Annotated in this window: 17 protein-coding genes; 12 read left to right on the top strand and 5 right to left on the bottom strand. The window is 63.6% G+C overall.

Annotation, left to right across the window (positions count from 1 at the left end):
• The first annotated feature begins 150 nt into the window (after positions 1 to 150).
• The 3 genes from ACVCMG_RS07010 to ACVCMG_RS07000 all read left to right on the top strand — a co-directional run bounded on the left by ACVCMG_RS07010 (position 151) and on the right by ACVCMG_RS07000 (position 3,759).
• Positions 151 to 708: a hypothetical protein gene (locus ACVCMG_RS07010; protein ID WP_447115213.1), complete on the top strand. Its 558-nt coding sequence runs from the start codon at positions 151 to 153 to the stop codon at positions 706 to 708.
• 356 nt (positions 709 to 1,064) lie between these two features.
• Positions 1,065 to 2,078 (top strand): IS30 family transposase, encoded by a 1,014-nt coding sequence (locus ACVCMG_RS07005; protein WP_447115212.1) that lies wholly within the window; start codon positions 1,065 to 1,067, stop codon positions 2,076 to 2,078.
• Between the two features lie 100 nt (positions 2,079 to 2,178).
• Positions 2,179 to 3,759: an acyltransferase family protein gene (locus tag ACVCMG_RS07000; RefSeq protein ID WP_447115211.1), complete on the top strand. Its 1,581-nt coding sequence runs from the start codon at positions 2,179 to 2,181 to the stop codon at positions 3,757 to 3,759.
• A gap of 118 nt (positions 3,760 to 3,877) precedes the next feature.
• On the opposite strand, the gene ACVCMG_RS06995 is transcribed toward ACVCMG_RS07000, so the two are convergent.
• The 4 genes from ACVCMG_RS06995 to ACVCMG_RS06980 all read right to left on the bottom strand — a co-directional run bounded on the left by ACVCMG_RS06995 (position 3,878) and on the right by ACVCMG_RS06980 (position 9,623).
• A complete protein-coding gene (locus ACVCMG_RS06995) occupies positions 3,878 to 5,017 on the bottom strand; it encodes an NAD-dependent epimerase/dehydratase family protein (RefSeq protein WP_447115210.1) in 1,140 nt (379 codons plus the stop codon).
• A gap of 141 nt (positions 5,018 to 5,158) precedes the next feature.
• Positions 5,159 to 7,090, bottom strand: a complete 1,932-nt coding sequence (locus tag ACVCMG_RS06990) for a rhamnan synthesis F family protein (RefSeq protein WP_447115209.1) — start codon at positions 7,088 to 7,090, stop codon at positions 5,159 to 5,161.
• Between the two features lie 684 nt (positions 7,091 to 7,774).
• Entirely contained in the window at positions 7,775 to 8,719 is a 945-nt protein-coding gene (locus ACVCMG_RS06985) for an electron transfer flavoprotein subunit alpha/FixB family protein (protein WP_447115208.1), read from the bottom strand.
• Between the two features lie 157 nt (positions 8,720 to 8,876).
• Positions 8,877 to 9,623: an electron transfer flavoprotein subunit beta/FixA family protein gene (locus tag ACVCMG_RS06980; protein ID WP_447115207.1), complete on the bottom strand. Its 747-nt coding sequence runs from the start codon at positions 9,621 to 9,623 to the stop codon at positions 8,877 to 8,879.
• Positions 9,624 to 9,914: 291 nt separating this feature from the next.
• Between ACVCMG_RS06980 and ACVCMG_RS06975 the strand changes: the two genes are divergently transcribed.
• A complete protein-coding gene (locus tag ACVCMG_RS06975) occupies positions 9,915 to 10,901 on the top strand; it encodes a glycosyltransferase family 2 protein (protein WP_447115206.1) in 987 nt (328 codons plus the stop codon).
• Positions 10,894 to 11,838 (top strand): glycosyltransferase family 2 protein, encoded by a 945-nt coding sequence (locus tag ACVCMG_RS06970; RefSeq protein WP_447115205.1) that lies wholly within the window; start codon positions 10,894 to 10,896, stop codon positions 11,836 to 11,838. The genes ACVCMG_RS06975 and ACVCMG_RS06970 overlap by 8 nt, the downstream gene beginning before the upstream one ends.
• Positions 11,839 to 11,978: 140 nt before the next feature.
• Here ACVCMG_RS06970 and ACVCMG_RS06965 read toward each other — a convergent pair whose 3' ends face one another.
• Positions 11,979 to 13,586 carry a 4Fe-4S dicluster domain-containing protein gene (locus ACVCMG_RS06965; RefSeq protein ID WP_447115204.1) on the bottom strand — a complete coding sequence of 536 codons (1,608 nt, stop codon included), beginning with the start codon at positions 13,584 to 13,586 and terminating at the stop codon, positions 11,979 to 11,981.
• A 336-nt stretch (positions 13,587 to 13,922) separates the two neighbouring features.
• On the opposite strand from ACVCMG_RS06965, the gene ACVCMG_RS06960 reads away from it, so the two are divergent.
• The 7 genes from ACVCMG_RS06960 to metJ all read left to right on the top strand — a co-directional run bounded on the left by ACVCMG_RS06960 (position 13,923) and on the right by metJ (position 21,131).
• Positions 13,923 to 15,323 carry an amidase gene (locus tag ACVCMG_RS06960; RefSeq protein WP_447115203.1) on the top strand — a complete coding sequence of 467 codons (1,401 nt, stop codon included), beginning with the start codon at positions 13,923 to 13,925 and terminating at the stop codon, positions 15,321 to 15,323.
• Between the two features lie 192 nt (positions 15,324 to 15,515).
• Positions 15,516 to 16,427, top strand: coding sequence for a sulfate adenylyltransferase subunit CysD (gene cysD / locus ACVCMG_RS06955; protein WP_447115202.1), 912 nt, complete (start codon positions 15,516 to 15,518; stop codon positions 16,425 to 16,427).
• Complete coding sequence (gene cysN / locus ACVCMG_RS06950; RefSeq protein ID WP_447115201.1) at positions 16,427 to 18,295, top strand: sulfate adenylyltransferase subunit CysN; 1,869 nt, start codon at positions 16,427 to 16,429, stop codon at positions 18,293 to 18,295. The genes cysD and cysN overlap by 1 nt, the downstream gene beginning before the upstream one ends.
• Before the next feature lie 79 nt (positions 18,296 to 18,374).
• The gene (gene gcvT / locus ACVCMG_RS06945) at positions 18,375 to 19,475 is read left to right on the top strand and encodes a glycine cleavage system aminomethyltransferase GcvT (protein WP_447115200.1); all 1,101 of its coding nucleotides are present in this window, start codon (positions 18,375 to 18,377) and stop codon (positions 19,473 to 19,475) included.
• Positions 19,476 to 19,559: 84 nt separating this feature from the next.
• Complete coding sequence (gene gcvH / locus ACVCMG_RS06940; protein WP_395116546.1) at positions 19,560 to 19,955, top strand: glycine cleavage system protein GcvH; 396 nt, start codon at positions 19,560 to 19,562, stop codon at positions 19,953 to 19,955.
• A gap of 147 nt (positions 19,956 to 20,102) precedes the next feature.
• Complete coding sequence (locus ACVCMG_RS06935; protein ID WP_447097152.1) at positions 20,103 to 20,381, top strand: hypothetical protein; 279 nt, start codon at positions 20,103 to 20,105, stop codon at positions 20,379 to 20,381.
• Positions 20,382 to 20,564: 183 nt separating this feature from the next.
• Positions 20,565 to 21,131: a met regulon transcriptional regulator MetJ gene (gene metJ / locus ACVCMG_RS06930; RefSeq protein WP_447115199.1), complete on the top strand. Its 567-nt coding sequence runs from the start codon at positions 20,565 to 20,567 to the stop codon at positions 21,129 to 21,131.
• Positions 21,132 to 21,280: the final 149 nt, after the last annotated feature.

The raw sequence follows: 21,280 nt of genomic DNA, 5'->3' as shown, positions 1-21,280 counted from the left end.
AGCCTACTTGATCCTGACAGACGCGCCTCCGGTCAGGATTTTCACCGTATTTGACGTGGTGATTAATCGGAACAGTACATTGCGTCACTGAGGGTACTTGTTTCGCAAGCGCGCGAGCCTTGCTTTATCCATCAACAACGGAGACTTTTCATGAATACATTTCAGAATCGCAAGCCGGGCGTGGCTGTGGCAATTGTCACCGCGGCGATGACCTTATCCCTCGCGGCCTGTTCGCCGTCAAGTAGCGACAATGATCAGCAAGCCCACACCGCGGCCAGCACACCATCCGCTGTGCCTCCTGCGGCGAATGCTGCATTTGCCGCGTACACGGGCTCCATCCCCGCTATTGCGACCAACAAACAGTGTGCGCTCGATAACATCAGCGGCCAGTCTGCCGGCGGTGCAGCGCAGTTGCACACAGGAACCAGCGCATTGTTTGTCGGTTGGGCAGGCAACGGTAAGGGCCAGGCAGCCAATGGCTTCCTGTTGGTGCTGAAGGGTTCGCAGTCGTACTCGGTCCCGCTCACAATGAACGTTGCACGCCCCGATGTGGCGAAGGCCCTGTCGAGCGAAGGCATGGCCAACTCTGGCTATCAAGTGAGCGCGTCGTTGTCCGGGGTGGCTACTGGGGCGTATCACGTTGCTATTGTGGACCCCGCGGACGCTTCCAATATCTGCGATACCGGTCGCGACATCGCCGTGCAATAAATGCAACACGACGTGTGGATTCATGTTTCGACCATCCATTGGCAGGACCAACCATTGGCAGTGGATACCGCTCAACTTTCGCTAGGTGCCCCGTGCGATTCTATTGCTCGGCGCCCTTTCAATCTTTGGCGTGTACGGTCAAGAAGTTATTTTGGCGGCATCCTTGATCATTACCGCTCCGGCATGAGGAGCGGTCTTTCCGAGGCCATCGTCGAGCGCGCCCAAGCCGCAAGGCGCGACTGCATCGACGCACAGTTGGTCACCCCAGCCCCTCGTCTGCATCAAGCTCAAGCACTTGCTCGGCCGGCTCAAACTCCACGTGCAACACCATGCCACTTCTGACATAGGCTGTTGCGATGAGAACGTACAACGAACTGACGCTGGAAGAACGAGTGGAGATCCAGCAGCGCCTGGAGTCGGGGGATAGCCTGCGAGCCATTGGAAGATCGCTGGGGCGCGCACCGAGCACGATCAGTCGCGAATGCCGTCGAGCGAGCGCTTCCCCGGACAGCTACAAGGCCCAGGCGGCACAACGGCACAGCGAGCAGTGCCGGGCCACGCCGCGGGTCACGCGGAAGCTGGACGACCCGGCGCTGTGGGAGACGGGACAAGCGCTGCTGCGGGCACGCTGGTCGCCGGAGCAGATCGCCGGGATACTGGCGCGAGGGTTTCCTGATACAGCGAGCTACCGGGTGTCCCACGAAACGATCTACACCGCGGTGTATCTGGTGCCTCGCGGCGAACTGCGCAAGGAACTGATCGGGTGTCTACGCCAGGGCCGCAGCACACGCAAGCCGCGTACGCGTGGCACCGATCGACGTGGCCAGATTCCCGACATGCAGAGCATCCACGTGCGTCCGCCGGAGGTCGAGGATCGCCTGATTCCCGGGCACTGGGAAGGTGACCTCATCAAGGGTGCCGGCAACCGCTCTTCGGTGGGCACGCTCGTCGAGCGCACCAGTGGCTTCGTGGTGCTGGCCAAGATGAGCAGCGCCAGCGCAGCCGATGCGCTGGAGAGCTTTGGCAAAGCCCTGAAGGGCATCCCCGAAGCCCTGCGCAAGACGCTCACGTACGACCAGGGCAAGGAGATGAGTTATCACGCGGCACTGACCTTGCGCACCGGCGTGCAGGTGTACTTCGCCGACCCGCACAGCCCGTGGCAGCGCGGCAGCAACGAGAACACCAATGGCCTGCTGCGGCAGTACCTGCCCAAGGGCACGGACCTGTCCGTCTACAGCCAAGCCGAGCTCAACCAGATCGCCCTGAGCCTCAACACCCGGCCGCGAAAGCGCCATCAATTCCGCACCCCGCTGGAGGTTTACAACGATCACCTCAGGCTTGCTGAGGCCAGCGCTGGAACGATCCACTGATCATGTTGCACGTGGACCTTGAAATCGCCCCCTTTAAACCTTGGCTCCATCGGCTCAGCCAGCAAAGGCCTGAGAGTCAACTACAGGAAACGAGAGAGCCATGAATGATTTGAGATTACAGAATCCGGCCCTCCTGGATGGGGGGGCGGCTGCGTCTTCGGAGACCAAGCGTTCGTCCCCTACCATCTACCCACTTCAGTATCTTCGCGCCATCGCGGCATTTGCCGTCGTGTTGTGTCACGCCTCGTATTACGTGAAGGAGATAAGAGGCGACGGCCGGATGTGGGTGATGTTTGACCGCTCCGGTTATCTCGGCGTTGTCCTGTTTTTTGCGATTTCTGGCTATTTGATGGCGCGATTGGCCGAAAATTCCACAGGATTGCGCTTTCTCGCACATCGTTTGATTCGCATCTACCCCATCTACTGGTTGTGTATTTTCGCCGTATTGCTGGTCGAGTGGATCTTCGGGCAGCCTGCCTGGATTGGCAACGCGGCGCTGCTGTTGATTCCGGGTGCACGTTCCTATGTATTAGGTGTGGAGTGGACGTTGCCGTTCGAACTCACATTTTACTCAATCGTGTTCGGTATTATCGTGGTTGGGATGCGTCGCGCCATACCAGCCATAGCTTTGGCTTGGATTGTCTTGATCGAGATGCTTTACTGGTGGCGGCCCGAGTTGCAGCGGGGGCAGTTTCCCACGCTGTTTCACCTGCCACTTGACCTTTACAGCGTGCCATTTGCGGCCGGGTTACTCGTCCCTTATATACTGCGCAAAGGACTGATAGGGGCGTCTGCGCCATTAATCGGCATAGGGCTGCTGGTTGCGTATGAGGCCATGAAGCCGGTCTCTCTTGGGTTGTCCTCGGCCTTTGCCGGCATCGGCAGCATGTTCCTCGTCGCTTACGCCGTGCACATCGGTACAACACGGTCGTCGGCACCAATCCGCCCGCTGGCGGCGCTCGGTGATTGGAGCTATGCGCTGTATTTGATCCATGTACCCATCATCAGGGCGCTGTGTCACATAATGCCCACGTCAGTACCTACCATGCAGCTGTGGTTCGCTGCGGTGGGAATACCGATCATCGCGTGTATTTTGTTTGGAAAGATCGACCTGGCGATGTATCGGGCATTGAAGATTCGTGTCGATCGGTTGGGGCGCAGGTCCCTAATGCTGCTTGCCGTGGTGTTTGTGGGCTTGCTGCTGGCGTTCAGTGGATACGCCTACGCGAAGATGTTCCGGACGTACCTGGCCAATAAAAAAGTGGCGCCATTGTCGGCGAGGATTGAAACACTGCTAGGAGGTTCGTCCGATGTTGCCGTGCTAGGACGTGCTGTTGAGCTAGAGGGCTACAACGCCGATGATGCTCTGAGAGGGCATTTTGATAGTATCAATCGGGTGGAGGATGGAATCTTTGTCAACGGTTGGGCGGCGGATACCCGCAAGGAGCGTGATGGAAAGCAAGCCGTCCAGGTTCTCGTGTTCCATTGCGGTCGATCTCTAGGCTTGGCCCCTCTGGGCAGTAGTCGGGCGGATGTGGCTCGTGTGTTGGGAATTTCTAATGACAACAGCGGCTTTAACATAAGCCTGCATGAGAACCCTCCCTGTGGAGCAAACGAGGTGAGTGCGCTTATTTTGACGACGGACAACCGTTATGCGCTCATGTCGGGTCAAGTTCACTGATTATGTTGCACGTCGACCTTGAAAGCGCCTTTGAGAAAGAATGCGGCGGTGCAGGGACTTGATGCGATGCGCCAAGTCCCTGTACACAAAGCTTAGCCTCTCCGGTGCTGGCAGCGCGTCAGAGCAGTGGTAGTTCCTGTTTATCGATCCATGCGCACAGTGCTTCCACGCCAGATTCGACGTTCCACTGGGGGTGCCAGCCAAGTTCTGCGCGAGTGCGTGTAATGTCGGCCGATGCAGCCCGAACGTCTCCATTGCGAAACTCGCCACTGACTTTGGGTTCCGGTGCACCGTAGATCGTGGCTATATAGCGCGCTAGTTGCGCGATCGTAGTGGCTTCGCCGGAGCCAACATCATAGGCGACGTTCGAAGGCACAGTGCCAGTGGCCATGTGCGCGACGGCGCGCGCCACGTCGTCGATGAAAACGAAGTCCCGTACGATCTCTCCATCTTCGTAGAGCGGAATGGTTTTGCCTGCTTTTGCCATTCGCGAGAACAGCGACACGATACCCGTGTAGGGATTGGTCAGTGATTGACCAAGGCCATACACATTCTGCAATCGCAGCAACCCCACCTCTACTCCAAAGGAGAGCGCCCAGGCGCTGAGGATCATCTCCTGCGTCAGTTTGGTGGCGCCGTAAATGCTCGTCGGCCGCGGCTCAGTTCGCATAGCCTCGAACGGAAGGCATTTGAGGCCTGGGAAATCCCATATGCCCGCCTCGAGCTGTGCGCGCGAACGCTGGCCTGGATAACTGATGCGGCCTTGGTCATCGATCCATGCCCCCTCGCCGTACACGGCGCGACTGGAAGTCAGCACTACGCGTTTGGGAATGCACTTGTGAGCGACCAGCGCGTCGAGCATTCGCGTGGTGCCCACGACATTCACGTGGGCGTGGCGGGTTCCCTCGGTGAGGGACTGGCCGGTACCTGTTTCAGCAGCGAGGTGAATGATGACATCGGGTTTGAGCCCCGCTAGCAGCATGTCCCACGTCGCCGCCTCGGTGACGTCGCCCACCACGAGTTCCACCGCCGGATGCAGCCTATCTGGACGCTGGCTGGTCGGATGCACTTGCGGGTGCATGTTGTCCAATGCGACCACGCGGTCGAACTGATTCCTGATCAATGAGGAGATGGCGCAGCCGATAAATCCAGCGCCGCCAGTTACAAGGCAGGTCTTTGCCACTGTCGATACTCCAAAAACATGATGGGCGATTGTATTGATGCTTGATGGTGCGGGCGCGACAGAATGCTGGCCCATGGACGCGCGCGGGAGGCTGGCGAGCGGCAAGACTCAGCTCATGACGTGCGAACAAACACGTCAGTATCCTCGTACTGTTGGCGGAAATATTGAGGCACCTTCGTTCGACGGTTCGAGGTGCATGATGGTTTTTGCAGGCATTCAGTGGACACCCTGATCGGGCTTGTGCGCTGAAAGAGTTCGGTATACAGCGCGCAGAGACTTTGACACTCCGGGAAAACGATAGGCAACTGACCGACGCGCCGACTGCAGCAGGTTGATGAAGGCCTTCCGCGTGGTCATTGGATGCGCACTTGTGGGGTACCCAAGTCGTCGCCAGTGGTCCAGGAAGTAAAACTGGCCAGTGAAGTCCGCGTTCGGTAGAGCCGCCGAAAACTTCTGTAGCTTGTACTCCAGCATTGCGAAGTTTCGATTTGCCAGATGGGTGCACAGGATTTGCTGAGTGGTGTAGCCAGCATCCTGGGCGACGTAGCAGATCATTCGCTCAAGCACGTGGGCCAGGCCACCATCGATATGGTGAGGCTCGGCGTTGAAGTCCGACCACTGCCAAGGGTGGGCGAACAGCTTGCGCAGTGCCTTTGGGCGGAACCAGAACATGGTGCCGAACGCACCTACCGGCGTGTCCGGGTCGAAGTCGACTTTGAGGTCAAGTGTCATCTTGAGTTGTTCGGCTGCCTCTCGGTTGTTGAACCATACGTGTCCCATCGTGGGAAAGGCGATGTGGACGAGCGGCGGTACGGCTACACCGATCCAAGGCTTGTCCCGGAGCATATCGAGTACGTTGGCTGTGTAGCCGGGGCTATTCAAAAGATTCTCGAACATGTGCCGTTTGAACATGTTACCGACGCCAGCAGCTACTTGGGGAGACTTCTTGGTGTGCAGGCGGCATACAAAGTCGTAACGGTCATCGATAAAGAGGTCGCGACAAGTTATGAACAGCGAAGACATGTCGCGGCCGCGGTTTTGTTCCACCACGCGCACGATGACATTGCCAACGTTCTTGCGGCCGTTGACAGTTTTTTCGATGACCTCCTTCTTTTCCTTCGAATCCGTGGTTGCGATGAAATCGTAATTGCACGGAATGTTGTCGGTAATAGACAGCAATTCTTCGACCATATCTGTGTAGTACACATGTGCGCAAACGGCCACGCGACCGTATTCCGGTTGGGGGCATGATTTGATGCGTACGTCTGGCAGGATGCTGGTTAGCGCGGCATTGGTGTTGAGGGTACGCAGTTCGGCAGTCCGCACGATGTTGTGCCAGATCAGTGCGGGGTCGTAAGTGGATGTCCGAGCCATTACCTGTAGTGTTCGCGGAAGATCCGCCGCGAAATACTCAAGGAAACGCGGTTCCTGGAAGAACGCGCGCCGCTCTAGTAATGGGTTCCGATCGATCAGCATCTCATCGAGGTTCAGGAGAGCCGGATAATGCGTACTGTACTTGCGACAATCGAGATAAGTGTCGCCCTTGAAGCCGAGCACCGTGAAAAATTCAGTGAAGCGTGTTTCATGCTCCTTTATGGCTTCTTCGTCTCCCGATTCGACTGATAGGGAGCCCCAATACTCCCGGAACGCTGGGGAGTTGAGCATCCTTGAACGCACGGCCATGAAGTTGGTGTTGATGTAGTACGGCAGGCGGCCTGTTCCGTTGATAGGATCGGGCGCCGCTTCCAAGTGCGAAGTGATGCCCCAAAAGTCACACTCGCGCTCTTCCATCGCACCGAATAATTCAGCGAACGGGTAGATGGGGCCGTAGCAGGTGTGATTGACCATCAGCACCTCATCATAGGCCTGGTCCTCGTTGAACGAGATGCGCTCCAGCCCATCCTTGTACGCCAGTACGTCGGGGTCCTCGTTAGGGCGAATGATTACCTCATGCGCGATACCCCGTAGCGTCTCGATAGACGCCTCGTCGAGCGGCCCGTTGGAGTAGAAAAGAGTACGTTCGACGTGTCGGCCTATCTCTTTTAGGAAATAGGTCACGTAGTCGTCGACGACCCCCTGTGCGTCCTGAAATGAAAAAATGCACAAGCGGCGCACGGGCTGTAGTTGAGAGGCATCGCTGGCCGACATAGGGTTCCTCCAAACGGCTACGGTCCCTGAGCTGGGGACGGTGATATCTTCCATGCAGCGCAGGGAGTTCCCGCCGGGATACCGGATTGCAATAGCCATTCCGCGTAAAACCGAAGCCGCCAGCCTGCCCGGGGCTGAAGATAATTTGTGAACTTAACAGGGTATAATATAGCAGTTTGAGCTCATTGGGTGGAGGGTGCTGACGGCTGCCGAAAGAGGCCCATGGTGCTTCGGGCAACAGGGTTCGCTGACGAGTTCAATTCTGAAGTGCATCACCCCACTCGGTGGATCGGCGCAGGTGCGGTAGTCTGCGCAGCTTCACCGCCAATCGGCGGGCGCACGCCTCTCATCCTCGGCTAGCGGCCCTACCACTCGTCGATACCTCTTTCGGATCATGTTATGGACAGCGAGGTGAGCTGCCCAAGACATAATGCACTCGCCCAGCCTCAAACTGAGGTTCGTTCAAAGCCCCGGGACTGACACCGCCTGGATGGGTATGTCGGCGAGCTCACCGGACCGCTTCTTCTTTGGATTTCGGGGTAAACAGCTGGCTGTTCATGCGGCCTCCTCCTATGCGCAAAATCATGGGCTGGAAGTGCCGTGATCTCCGGGGTAATCTTTAAATGCTACCTCTTATCTACGGGATCGGAGGCGTGCCATTTGCTTTCGCCGGCTGTGGGGAGCTCAGCCAATAGCTAGTTCGAGGTCCGGAACGATCTTGAACAAGTCCCCCACCAAACCAAAATCGGCAATCTCGAAGATCGGCGCCTCGCCATCCTTGTTGATCGCCACGATGGTGCCGGCGTCCTTGATGCCGGTGAGGTGCTGGATGGCGCCGGAGATGCCGATGGCCATGTACAGCTCGGGGGCGATGATCTTGCCGGTCTGGCCGACCTGCATTTCGTTGGGGCAGTAGCCGGCGTCGACGGCGGCGCGCGAGGCGCCCACGGCGGCGCCGATCTTGTCGGCGAACTTGTAGATGATGTCGAAGTTTTCCTTCGAGCCGACGCCGCGGCCGCCGGACACGACCTTGCGGGCGCTCTGCAGGTCGGGGCGGTCGCTCTTGCCCTGTTGCAGTTCGACGAAGCGGGTGTGGGTGGGCAGCGCGGCATCGACGGCGATGGCCTCGACCGGCGCGCTGTTGCTGGCGCTGGCAGCGGCGGACCACGACGCGGTGCGGATGGTGGCGACCACGGTGTGTGCCGGGTCGGCTTCGACCGTGATGATGGCGTTGCCGGCGTAGATCGGGCGCTTGAACGTGTGTGCGGCTTCCACGCTCATCACGTCGCTGACCTGGGCCACGTCGAGCAGGGCGGCCACGCGCGGAGCGAGGTCCTTGCCGAAGGTGGTGGAGGGCACGAAGACGTGGCTGTAACCGGCGGCGGCCTTGGCGATCTGCGGTGCGAGCACGGCGGCCAGCGCATGCGCGTTCTCGGGCCGGGCGACGGTGAGTACGCGACTTACGCCGTCGATCTTCGCGGCTTCCGTGGCGATCGCGTCGGCGTTGTCGGCGAGCACCAGCACGTCGATCGCCTCGCCCTTCACGGCGACGGCGGCGCTCACGGCGCGCGCAGTGGAGGGGTTGAGTTTGCCGTCGAGGTGTTCGGAGATGACGAGAATCTTGCTCATGATGATTACCTTTGGCAGTACGTCGAACATGCCTTCGTGCCGTCATTCCCGCGAAAGCGGGAATCCATTTTCCGCACGCCTGAAAGACACTGGATTCCCGCTTTCGCGGGAATGACGGCAAGTGAAAGCGCGATGTTCATATGTGAGGATGGGCAGATCAGAGCAGACCTTTCTGCTTCAGCGCCGCGACCAGTTCGGCCGCGTCCTTCACCATCACGCCCTTGCTGCGCTTGGCCGGCGCGGCGTAGTGCGTGGTTTTCAGGTGGTCGTTCGCTGCCACGCCGAGCGAGCCGAACTCGATTGTGTCGATCGGCTTGGACTTCGCCTTCATGATGTCGGGCAGCTTGATGAAGCGCGGCTCGTTGAGGCGCAGGTCGGTGGTGATCACCGCGGGCAACTCGGCCTCGATCACTTCCAGGCCCGCATCGACCTCGCGGGTCACCGTGGCCTTGCCGTCGGCGATCTCCACCTTGCTGGCGAAGGTGGCCTGCGGGCGATCCCACAGCGCGGCGAGCATCTGGCCGGTCTGGTTGGCGTCGTCGTCGATCGCCTGCTTGCCCAGGATCACCAGCCCCGGCTGCTCCTTCTCGATCAGCTTGAGGAACACGCGCGCGGCGGTCAGCGGCTGCACGGCGTCGCCGGTGACCACGTGGATGGCGCGGTTCGCGCCCATCGCCAGGCCGTTGCGCAGGTGCGCGGTGAGATCGGCCGGGCCGATGCCGACCACGATGACTTCCTCGGCCACGCCTTTCTCGCGCAGGCGCAGAGCCTCTTCCAGCGCGATGTCGTCGAATGGGTTGGCGGACAGCTTGACGCCGTCGGTGACCACGCCGCTGCCGTCGGGCTTGACCTGGATGCGCACGTTGTAATCCACGACGCGCTTGTAGCCCACCAGAATTTTCATCAGCTGTTCCTTTGAATTGCAGGGCGCCGAGACGCCGGGCGCGATGGATCAGTCCCGCATTCTAACCTGTCCGGGCTATCCATGCGGCAGCGTACGGAATGGGCGGGTTATGCCTTGTCCCGTGAACCACGCAGCCCGCCCGTGGAGCCGGGCGAGGCTCATGAAAGATCGCGGCGCATCGACACTATAGAATGCATGTATCCCCGGGCTGTGGGCCTGCCGGCAATGAAGGTGCTCGCAACGCGGCATCGCTTTCGCTGTCCGCCTGGCTTTCCGCGCCAACGAGCGACCATGACGCGATTGCGACTTTCCATCGTGCTTTGCACGTACAACGGCGCCGTCTATCTGCAGCCGCAGTTGGACAGCCTGTTGGCACAGACGCGCCGGCCCGACGAGATCGTGATCGGCGACGACGGTTCGACCGATGCCAGTGTGGCCATGCTGCAGGCGTTTGCGGCGCGGGCACGGGATGCCGGCATCGAGGTGCAGCTATTGTGCCACCGGGAGAACCTGGGTTACGTCGACAATTTCTCGGCGGGACTGCGTGCGGCGCAGGGCGATGTGCTGTTCCTGTGCGACCAGGACGATGTGTGGCGGGCCGACAAGCTGGCGCTGATGGCCGAGCGGTTCGAGCAGGATTCGTCCTTGCTGTTGCTGCATGGCGATGCGCGGCTGGTGAATGCCGGGGGCCATTCGCTGGGCTGCTCGCTGTTCGAGGCGTTGCAGATGACGGCGCAAGAGCGGAAAGCCATCCACGACGGGCGCGCGTTCGACGTGGTCTTGCGCCGCAGTTTCGTGACCGGCGCGACGGCGGCGCTGCGGCGCGAGCTGGTGGCGAGGGCGTTGCCGGTAGCCCCCGGCTGGATCCATGACGAATGGCTGGCCGCGGTGGCGGCCGCGGTCGGCCGGGTCGATTCCATCGATCTGCCCTTGATCGACTACCGCCAGCACGGCGCCAACCAGATCGGCATGCGCAAGCGCACCTTGGCGATGAAGTGGCGGGATCTGCTGCTCTCGCGCGGGCGTTTGCTGGCTGATGAGGCAGAGCGCCTGCGGCGGTTGGAGGACTTTCTCGTGCAGGCGAAATTTCACGGCAGTCGCGACCGTGCCGCGCAGGTGCGGGACAAGCGAACCCATTTCGAACGGCGGGTGGCGATCGGCCGCTTGCCGCGGTGGCGTCGGTGGTTGCCCGTGCTGCGCGAGGCGCGCGGCGGTTTTTATCGTCGTTACGGTACCGGCATCCGATCGGTGCTGCGGGATCTGCTGCGCCATGACTGATGCAACCGTCGGCGACGTGTGCGCGGTGGTGGTGAGCTACCGCCCTGAACCGGACGCGATGGTGCGACTGGTAGACGCGGTTATGCCGCAGGTCGGTGCGGTGGTGCTGGTCGACAACGCCAGTGATGGGGACTGGAACCAGGTGCTGGGCCGGCGCTTGTCTGTGCAAGGCGGCGCGATGCTGAGCCAGTCGCGCAACCTCGGTCTCGCCGCGGCGCAGAACGTCGGCATCGCGTGGGCGCGCGAGCACGGTTATGGCCACATCTTGCTGCTGGATCAGGACAGCGAGCCGGCTGAAGGGATGGTCGCAGTCCTGCTGCGCGCGCTGCAGGAGCTGTCGCTGGCCGGACCGGTGGCGGCGGTGGGCCCGCGCTTCCACGACATGCGCGAGCGTCGCGCCGCGCCGTTCGTGCGCATCGGCTTTCCGTTCAATCGCAAGCTGTGGTGCGATGGTTCGACGCCGACCATCTCCTGCGATTTCCTGATCAGCTCGGGCATGCTGATTCCGCTGGCCGCGCTCGACCGGATCGGCGTCATGGATGCGGGCCTGTTCATCGACAATGTCGACCTGGAATGGAGCTTTCGTGCGCGGGCGCGGGGCTACTCGCTGCACGGCGTTTGCGCGTCGACCATGCGCCATCGCCTCGGCGACACCCGCCGCGCCTTGCCGCTCGGGCTGGGCCAGGTGGTGGTGCATGGGCCGCTGCGCCTGTATTACATGATGCGCAACCGGGTGCGGCTGTACCGGATGGCGCACACGCCGCGCGCGTGGGTCGCGCAGGACGTGCCGCGGGTGCTGGTCAAGCTGTTTCTTTTCGGCGTGTTGATCGGACCGCGTCGGCGCAATCTGCGCTGCATGCTGCGCGGGTTGGTCGACGGCATGCGTGGGCGTGAGGGCGAGGCGCCGGCCGACCTTCTGCAACGATGCAGCATGTGAACGACGAGCCAGCGATTGGCGCAAACGGATCGTCCCCGAGCCGAAGGAAGCTTGCTTCACGCGGAGAACCCCTCACTTCCCGTCACTACCAGCTTTCGCGGGGATGACGGCGGCAAGGAGGTGCCTCTTCCCTGGCGCGCCTACAGGTTCTGGTAATTCGGCCCCGAGCCGCCCTCCGGCGTGACCCAGGTGATGATCTCGTACGGGTCCTTGATGTCGCAGGTCTTGCAGTGCACGCAGTTGGCGGAGTTGATCTGCAGGCGCTTGCCGTGTGGCTGGGTTTCGTCGGCCACCATCTCGTAGACGTTGGCGGGACAGAAGCGGGTGCAGGGGTTGTCGTATTCCTCCACGCAGCGCGTGGCGCAGATGTCGGTGTCGGCCACGTGCAGATGGATCGGCTGATCCTCGTCGTGCTCGGTGGCCGCGAAGTAGACGCCGGCGAGGCGGTCGCGCGGCGGCAGTGTGCGCTGCACGTAGTCGCGCTTGGGCTCTTCGCATTCGCCCAGCTTGTGCAGGCTGGACCAGTCGGCCTTGTTCTTCAGCGTCCACGGCGACAGGCCGGCGGTGACGGTTTCCCAAGCGGCGTTGAAGATGCCGAACCACAGGCCTTTCTTGAAACCCGGTTTCACGTTGCGCACTTTCTTCAGCTCGGCCATCACCTCCGAGCCGCGCAGCTTCGCGTCGAAGCCGGTGCTTTCCAGCTTGCCGGCCAGGTGTTCGGCGGCGAGCATGCCGCTCTTGATCGCCTGGTGGGTGCCCTTGATCTTGGGCACGTTGAGCAGGCCGGCGGTGTCGCCGATCAGCAGCGCGCCGGGCATCTCCACTTTCGGCAGCGACTGGTAGCCGCCGGTGGCCATGGCGCGCGCGCCGGCGGAGAGAATGCTGCCGTCTTCCAGCAGCGGCTTGATCAGCGGGTGGTGCTTCCATTGCTGGAACGCTTCCCACGGCTTGTATTCGGGGTCGCTGTAGTCGAGCCCGCTGACGTAGCCCAGCGCGATGCGGTCGCCGTCGAGGTGATAGAGGAAGCCGCCGCCGTAGGTGTGGTTGTCGGCGGGCCAGCCGAAGCTGTGCACGATCTTGCCCGGCGTGACGCGGCCGGCGGGCACCTGCCACAGCTCCTTGATGCCGATGGAATAACCCTGCGGGTCGCTGCCGGCATCCAGCTTGAAGCGCTTGACCAGTTGCTTGGTCAGGCTGCCGCGCGCGCCCTCGGCCAGCACGGTGACCTTGGCCTTGATGTCGATGCCTTCGGTGTAGCCGGGCTTGTGCGTGCCGTCCTTCGCCACGCCCATGTCGCCGATGCGTACGCCGGCGACCGAGCCGTCCGCGTTGTAGATGTTGTCCGCCGCAGCGAAGCCGGGGAACACGTCCACGCCGAGCGCCTCGGCCTGCGGCGCCAGCCACGCGCACAGCGCACCCAGCGAGACGATGAAGTTGCCGGTGTTGTGCATGCCCGGCGGCAGCGGCAGCTTGCGCGCGCCGGTCTTGCTGAGCAGGTAGAACTCGTCGTGGCCGGCCGGCACGCAGATCGGCGGGGGGTTGTCGCGCCAACCGGGCAGCAGCGCATCCAGCGGCTGCGGTTCGATCACGGCGCCGGAGAGAATGTGCGCGCCGATGGTCGATGCTTTCTCGATCACGCAGACGCTCACGTCGGCGTTCAACTGCTTGAGCCGGATCGCGAACGCCAGGCCGGCGGGGCCGGCGCCGACCACGACGACGTCGTATTCCATGGTTTCGCGCTCGCTCATGGCGAACTCCTGCAGTGCGGGAAAAGGTGGCGTCTTCGATGCGTCATCGACGCACGATACCCTGCCGCATTGTCCGGATTCGGGCCATGCAGGGCAACGCGTGCTGCGCCACCGCTTGCAATCGCTGCGGGTCGGGCGGCGATAATCCCAGCCGTATTGCCAAGGAGCGTGGGTGGCAGAAATCTTCCGGGCTGCAAAAGCGGCTGCGCGGTCCGTATTTCCGCCGGTTCTTGACCCATGGAACCACCATGGGCCCGCGAACCGTCGAAAATCCGTCCTCGCGCATCCACTTTTTCGCCTCGGAAGTTTCTACCACCCACGCTCCTAGGAGAGTTCATGAATTCGATGCCGCCGATCGCCGATATCGACCTGCGCCGCGCATCGCTGTGCCAACTGCTGCACTGGCTTGCCACCGGCAGGGTGCGGCCGGAAGCCCTGGCCGATGTCTACCAGCAGGCCATCGAGCGGCTCGATCCCGAGCTCAACTGCTATGTCGACCAGCGTCCGGGGCTGATGCAGGAACAGGCGCACATGGCCGACCGGCGTCGGCGCGACGGCGTGATCGGCCGGCTGGACGGCATCCCGCTGGCATTGAAGGACAACCTCGACATGGCCGGCTGGCCGACGCGGGCCGGCTTGCCCGGGCGGCGCAAGCCGGTGGAGAACGATGCGCACGTGGTGGCGCGCCTGCGCGCGTCGGGCGCAGTGGTGATCGGCAAGACCAACATGGACGAGGGCGCGCTGGGCGCGGCCACCGACAACCCGCATTTCGGCGCCACCCACAACCCGCACCGTCACGGCTACAGCGCCGGCGGGTCTTCCGGCGGCGCGGCGGCCGCGGTGGCCGCGGGTCTGGCGGTGGCGGCGGTGGGTTCGGACAGCCTGGGCTCGATCCGCATCCCGGCGAGCTACTGCGGCATCTACGGGCTGAAGCCCACCCACGGCGAGATTTCCGCGCGCGGCCTGGTGCCGGCGGCGCGCCGGCTGGACTCGGTGGGCTTGCTGGCGCGCAGCGTCGAGGATCTCACCGTGCTGCTGCAGGTGCTGGCCGGCTACGACGCCGACGACGCGCGCTCGCGTCGCCGCCGCGTGGCGTTCGCGCTGCCGGACTGGGACCCGGGCCATCTGCGCGCGGGCCTGCTGCCGGATCTGGCGGCGGTCGGCGTGCAGCCGGAGGTGGTCGAGCTGTTCGAGTCCGCGCTGGCCCGGTTGCCGCACGCGCTGAGCGACCGCCGCACGGTCGACTTCGACGACTGGAACTTCGCCCGCACCCGGCGCGCCGGTCTCCTGCTGATGGAGGCGGAGATGCTCGGCACGTTTGCCGAGGATCTTTCGGCTGACGCGAAACATCCCGTGTCCGACCGTTTCCGCCGCATGCTCGGCTACGCCGCCGGCAAGAGCGCCGCGGATTACGCCACGGCCGACCGCGTGCTGGACGCGGCCACGTTGAAGATGCGCCGGCTGTTCGCCCAGGTCGACGTGCTGGTGCTGCCGACCACGCCGCAAGGCGCGTTTCCGCTGGATGGCCCGGCCCCGGATTCGGCCGCCGACCTCACCAGCTTCGCCAGCCTCGCCGGTTGCCCGGCGGTGAGCCTGCCGATGGGCAAGCTCTCCGATGGCCTTCCGGTGGGCCTGCAACTGGTCGGACCGCGCGGCTCCGACCTGCGCCTGCTGGAGTTGGCCGCGGCCTGCGCCGCAACGCTGGACGCGGAGCCCGCCTACCCGGTGCTGGACTGACGCGCAGCGAGTAGGGCGAACACCCAACTGCCACCTCGATGCCATCGCCCCGGGCCATATCCATATGCGAACTCCTTTGGCCGTTGGTCCGGGGGCTGCCGTTCGCTCGATCTATACTGCGGGGCTCCAGGATGTCGTTCGCCCGGCGGGCGATGTCGTTTCAGCCCTGCCTGCTGCCGAGTTCGCTACCCCATGACGGCTACTGCACCGCGTTCCCACCTCGACGATCTCGAGGCCGAAAGCATCCACATCTTCCGCGAAGTGCAGGCGGCGTTCCGTCATCCGGTGATGCTGTATTCGATCGGCAAGGATTCCTCGGTGCTGCTGCACCTGTTGCGCAAGGCGTTCCACCCGGCGAAGTCGCCGATGCCGCTGCTGCACGTCGACACCACCTGGAAGTTCCGCGAGATGATCGCGTTCCGCGAGCAGGTGGCCGCGGCGGGTGACGTGGAGGTGCTGGTGCACATCAACCAGGATGGCGTGCGCCAGGGCATTTCGCCGCTCATCCACGGCGCGGCCGTGCACACCGACGTGATGAAGACCCAGGCGCTGAAGCAGGCGCTGGACCAGCACGGTTTCGACGCCGCCATCGGCGGCGCGCGCCGCGACGAGGAGAAGTCGCGGGCGAAGGAGCGCGTGTTCTCCTTCCGCAACGCGCAGCATCGCTGGGACCCGAAGAACCAGCGGCCGGAGCTGTGGCGCAACTACAACACCTTCGTGCGCCAGGGCGAGAGCGTGCGCGTGTTCCCGCTGTCCAACTGGACCGAGATGGACGTGTGGCTGTACATCCAGCGCGAGAACATCCCGTTGGTGCCGCTGTACTTCGCCAAACCCCGCCCGGTGGTGGAGCGCGACGGCGCGCTGATCATGGTCGACGACGACCGCTTCACCCTGCGCGAGGGCGAGGCCGTGCGGATGCGCGAGGTGCGCTTCCGCACGCTGGGCTGCTATCCGCTGACCGGCGCGGTGGAGTCCTCCGCCGACACCGTGCAGAAGATCATCGACGAGATGGCCGCCTCGCGCACCTCCGAGCGGCAGGGCCGGGTGATCGACCACGATCCCTCCGCGTCGATGGAGCACAAGAAGCAGGAGGGCTACTTCTGATGGCCGCGCCGGAGAAGGGCCTGCTGCGCTTCATCACCTGCGGCAGCGTGGACGACGGCAAGAGCACCCTGCTCGGCCGCCTGCTGTACGACGCCGGCATGCTGCCGGACGACCAGCTGGCGGCGCTGGCGCGCGAAAGCCGTCGGCTGCATGCCGATGCCGACGAGGGCGTGCTCGATTTCGCCCTGCTCACCGATGGCCTGGACGCCGAGCGCGAGCAGGGCATCACCATCGACGTGGCCTACCGCTATTTCCACACCGCGCGGCGCAGCTTCATCGTGGCCGACTGCCCGGGCCACGAGCAGTACACCCGCAACATGGCCACCGGCGCCTCCAACGCGGAGCTGGCGGTGGTGCTGGTCGACGCGCGCAAGGGCGTGCTGACGCAGACGCGCCGGCACACCTATATATGCGGCCTGCTCGGCATCCGGCACGTGCTGCTGGCGGTCAACAAGATGGATCTGGTCGATTACCGCCAGGACGTGCACGAGGCGATCGCCGCCGAGTATCGCGAGCTGGCCCGCAGCCTGGGCATCGAACACGTGCATTGCCTGCCGGTGTCCGCATTGAATGGCGACAACGTCGGCAGCCGCTCGCCGCGCATGCCCTGGTACGACGGCGGCAGCCTGCTGGAGCGGCTGGAGACCGCAGAAGTCGCGCGCTTCCGTGCCGCCGACTTCCGCATGCCGGTGCAATGGGTGAACCGCCCGGACCAGTCGTTCCGCGGCTACGCCGGTACCATCTGCGGCGGCAGCGTGGCGCGCGGCGACGAGATCGTGGTGCAGCCGGGCGTGCAGCGCGCGCGCATCGAGCGCATCGTGACCTTCGACGGCGACCTGGAGTACGCCGACGAAGGCCAGGCGGTGACGCTGTGCCTGGATCGCGAACTCGACGCCAGCCGCGGTGACGTGATCGCCGATGCGCTGCGCCCGGCGCCGGTTGCCGACCAGTTCACCTGCCACCTGCTGTGGATGGGCGACGGCAACCTGCTGCCCAACCGCACCTACCGGCTGAAGATCGGCACGCGCACGGTCAACGCGCGGATCATGTCGATCAAGCACAAGGTCGACGTCAACAGCCAGGCGCAGCTGGCGGCGCGTCACCTTGAGCTCAACGAGGTCGGTTACTGCACGGTCGGCCTGGACGACGCGATCGCGTTCGAGCCGTATGCCACCAACCGCGATCTCGGCGGCTTCATCCTGATCGATCGCCAGAGCAACGCCACGGTGGCCTGCGGCATGCTCGACTTCGCGCTGGGCCGCTCCAGCAACGTGCACTGGCAGCACGTGGACATCGACAAGCGCGTGCGCGGCGCCAGCAAGGGGCAGCATCCGCTGTGCCTGTGGTTCACCGGCCTGTCCGGCGCCGGCAAGTCCACCATCGCCAATCTGGTCGAGCGCAAGCTGCATGCGCTGGGCTACCACACCTACCTGCTGGACGGCGACAACGTGCGCCACGGCATCAACAAGGACCTTGGCTTCACTCCCGCCGACCGCGTCGAGAACATCCGCCGCATCGCCGAGGTCGCCCACCTGATGGTGGATGCCGGGCTGATCGTGCTGGTCAGCGCGATCTCGCCGTACCGCAGCGAGCGGCGCTCGGCGCGCGAGCTGTTCGACAGCGGGGAGTTCGTCGAGGTGTTCGTCGACGCGCCGCTGGAGGAGTGCGAGCGGCGCGATCCGAAAGGCCTCTACCGCAAGGCTCGTGCCGGCGAGATCCGCAATTTCACCGGCATCGACGCACCGTACGAGCGCCCGCTGTCGCCGGACGTGCACCTGCTCAGCGGCGGCCAGCGCGCGGAACAACTGGCCGAGCAGCTCACCGCGGAACTGCTGGCCGGGATCGACCGCAGCGGCGCCGGCGACTGAGCGTTTTGCCGCACGGCTTGGATTGCCCTGTGCCGACGGCGATAATGGCCCATTCCCCAAGCAGCAGGGCGCCGCCGCGATGACCGAGAAGACCGTACTCAACGCCACCCATCGCGCACTCGGCGCGCGGATGGTCGATTTCGGCGGCTGGGACATGCCGATCAACTACGGCTCGCAGATCGAGGAGCATCACGCCGTGCGCCGCGAGGCCGGCATGTTCGACGTCTCGCACATGACCGTGGTCGACCTGCACGGCGCCCGCACGCGCGAATTCCTGCGCCACCTGCTGGCGAACAACATCGGCAAGCTGAAGGTGCACGGCAAGGCGTTGTACTCGTGCATGCTCAACGAGCGCGGCGGGGTGATCGACGACCTGATCGTGTACTACCTCGGCGAGGAGTTCTTCCGGCTGGTCGTCAATGCCGCCACCCGCGCCAAGGACCTGGCCTGGATCGAGCGCCAGGCAAAGGCGTTCGACGTGCAGGTGAAGGAGCGCCCCGACTTCGCGATGATCGCCGTGCAGGGGCCGCAGGCGCGCGCGAAGGTGCTCGGCCTGCTGCATGAGGTCGACCGCCCGCGCATCGAGAAGCTGGGCAAGTTCGCCGCGGCCGCGGCGCAGGGCCCCGGCGGCATGCCGTTGTTCGTGGCGCGCACCGGCTACACCGGCGAGGACGGGTTCGAGATCATGCTGCCGGCGGAGCATGCAGTGGCGCTGTGGGAAGCGTTGCTCGCCGCCGGCGTGAAGCCGGCCGGGCTGGGCGCGCGCGACACCCTGCGCCTGGAAGCGGGCATGAACCTGTACGGCCAGGACATGGATGAGGACGTGACGCCGTGGGAGGCCAACCTGGGCTGGACGGTGTCGCTGGACGAGGGCCGCGACTTCATCGGCCGCGCCGCACTGGAGCAGCAGCAGGCCGCCGGCGTGCCGCGCGTGATGATCGGCGTGGTGCTCGACGAGAAGGGCGTGCTGCGCCACGGCCAGAAGGTGCTGGCGGCGAACGGCGAGGGCGAGATCCTCTCCGGCAGCTTCGCCCCCACCCTGGACAAGGCGATCGCCTTCGCACGCGTGCCGGCCGGCGACAGCGGCGCGCTGCACGTGGACATCCGCGGCCGCGAGGTGGCGGTGCGCCAGGTGAAATATCCCTTCGTGCGCGACGGCAAGCCCTGCGACGGCATCTGATCGCGCGTTGCCCTTTTCCTTACGGCGAATGCCGCTAGAATCCCCACCCGTAACCGTATTTCCACCCAACCACTGGACCCGACCATGAGCGAGATTCCCGGCGATCTGAAGTTCCTCAAATCCCACGAATGGGCCCGCGTGGAAGATGACGGCCTGGTCCGGGTGGGCATTTCCGACCATGCCCAGGGCCAGTTGGGCGACCTGGTCTACGTGGAGCTGCCGGAGATCGGCGCCGCGGTGAAGGCCGGCACCGGCACCGCCGTGGTGGAATCGGTCAAGGCCGCTTCGGACATCTATTCGCCGGTGTCGGGCGAGATCGTCGAAGTCAACGAGCTGCTCAACGACAAGCCCGAGACGATCAACGAGGACGCCTTCGGCGACGGCTGGATCTTCCTCGTGCGTCCCAGCGATCGTGCCGAGCTGGACGAGTTGCTCGATGCCAACGATTACCAGGAACTGATCGAGAACGACGATCACTGACCCGTCCGCTTCGAACCGCGTCGAATGCTCCGGCCGCCATGTGCGGCCGGTTGCATTTCTGGAGCTCGCCTCGGCGTTCGGTGATGTCGATGGAGTGCTCTCTCGGGCGATGCATCGAACTGTCGGATCGTGTTTTCGGGCGAGCGGATGAGCTCGCCTTCGCGTCGCCCGTCGCGAGCATCGGTCGATGCGTTTCGTCTTCGCCCGTCGCGCTTCGGCGCGGCGATCGCCGCGATCGCGGTCATCGGCGCCACCGCCGGGCTCCCCTCGGTCGTGTTCCGTTCATTTGCCGGAGACGGCCGGGTCGGGTGGCAATCGAGTGCCTTGGCGGCACTGCGTTCGTCGGCGCAGTGCATTCGGCAGATAACGCCGCGATTTGCAAATATCGCCTGTTTCACGCGGTTTGAAGCGTGTTTCTTGAAATGAGCGATTGAATGGATGGACGTCTAGACGTCCGATGTTGAATATGGTCCTTGTCGGCGCGGCCTTGCCGGCTGCGGCCTGCCGCGGCCATGGCCGTTCGGGATGCCGCCGACGCGTGGCGAAAATCAATTGACAGTTGAAATCTTCGGGGATAGCTTTCGCAGCAGATCACGGGGAATGCGTTTTATGGCGACAACGAAATTCATCAAGCCCTATGTCGAGCACGGTGAAAAAGCCAATGCAGTTCGCAAGATCACTGTCTCGATTCCGCTGCATGTCCTGCGACGGCTTTCTGATTTGCGCACCCACCGACAGGTGAACAATCTTCGGCACGCGACGAACAGCGACTTGCTGGTTGAAGCGTTCCTGCATGCTTTTACTGGGCAACCACTGCCAACTGATGAGGAGCTGAGACGAACCATGGCCACTGCCAAGAAATCCGCTGCAAAGAAACCGGCTGCCAAGAAGGCCGCTGCCAAGAAACCGGCTGCCAAGAAGGTTGCCGCCAAGAAGCCGGCGGCCAAGAAGCCGGCTGCCAAGAAGCCGGCTGCCAAGAAGCCGGCCGCCAAGAAGGCTGCCGCGAAGAAGGCCGTCCGCAAGCCGGCGGCTGCCAAGAAAGCCGCGGTGAAGAAGGTCGCGGTAAAGAAGGTCGCCAAGAAGCCGGCGAAGAAAGCTGCACCGAAGAAGGCTGCGGCGGCGAAGGTGGTCAAGGCCACCAAGACCGCAAAGCCGAAGGCCAAGACCAAGAAGTAAGCCACACGCAACACGCAACAAGGCGACACCCACAACAAGATATGCCATCGACTTCTCCCCCCGCGGTGCCCAGCGCGGGGGGAGCACTTCGAGAAAGTTCGTCCCGGCCTGGCCGGGACGCTTCATTTCCGGGGTACGCAATGAGGCGG

Source organism: Rhodanobacter sp. UC4451_H18 (assembly GCF_052978225.1).
This window is presented reverse-complemented; position numbering and strand designations above follow the sequence as displayed.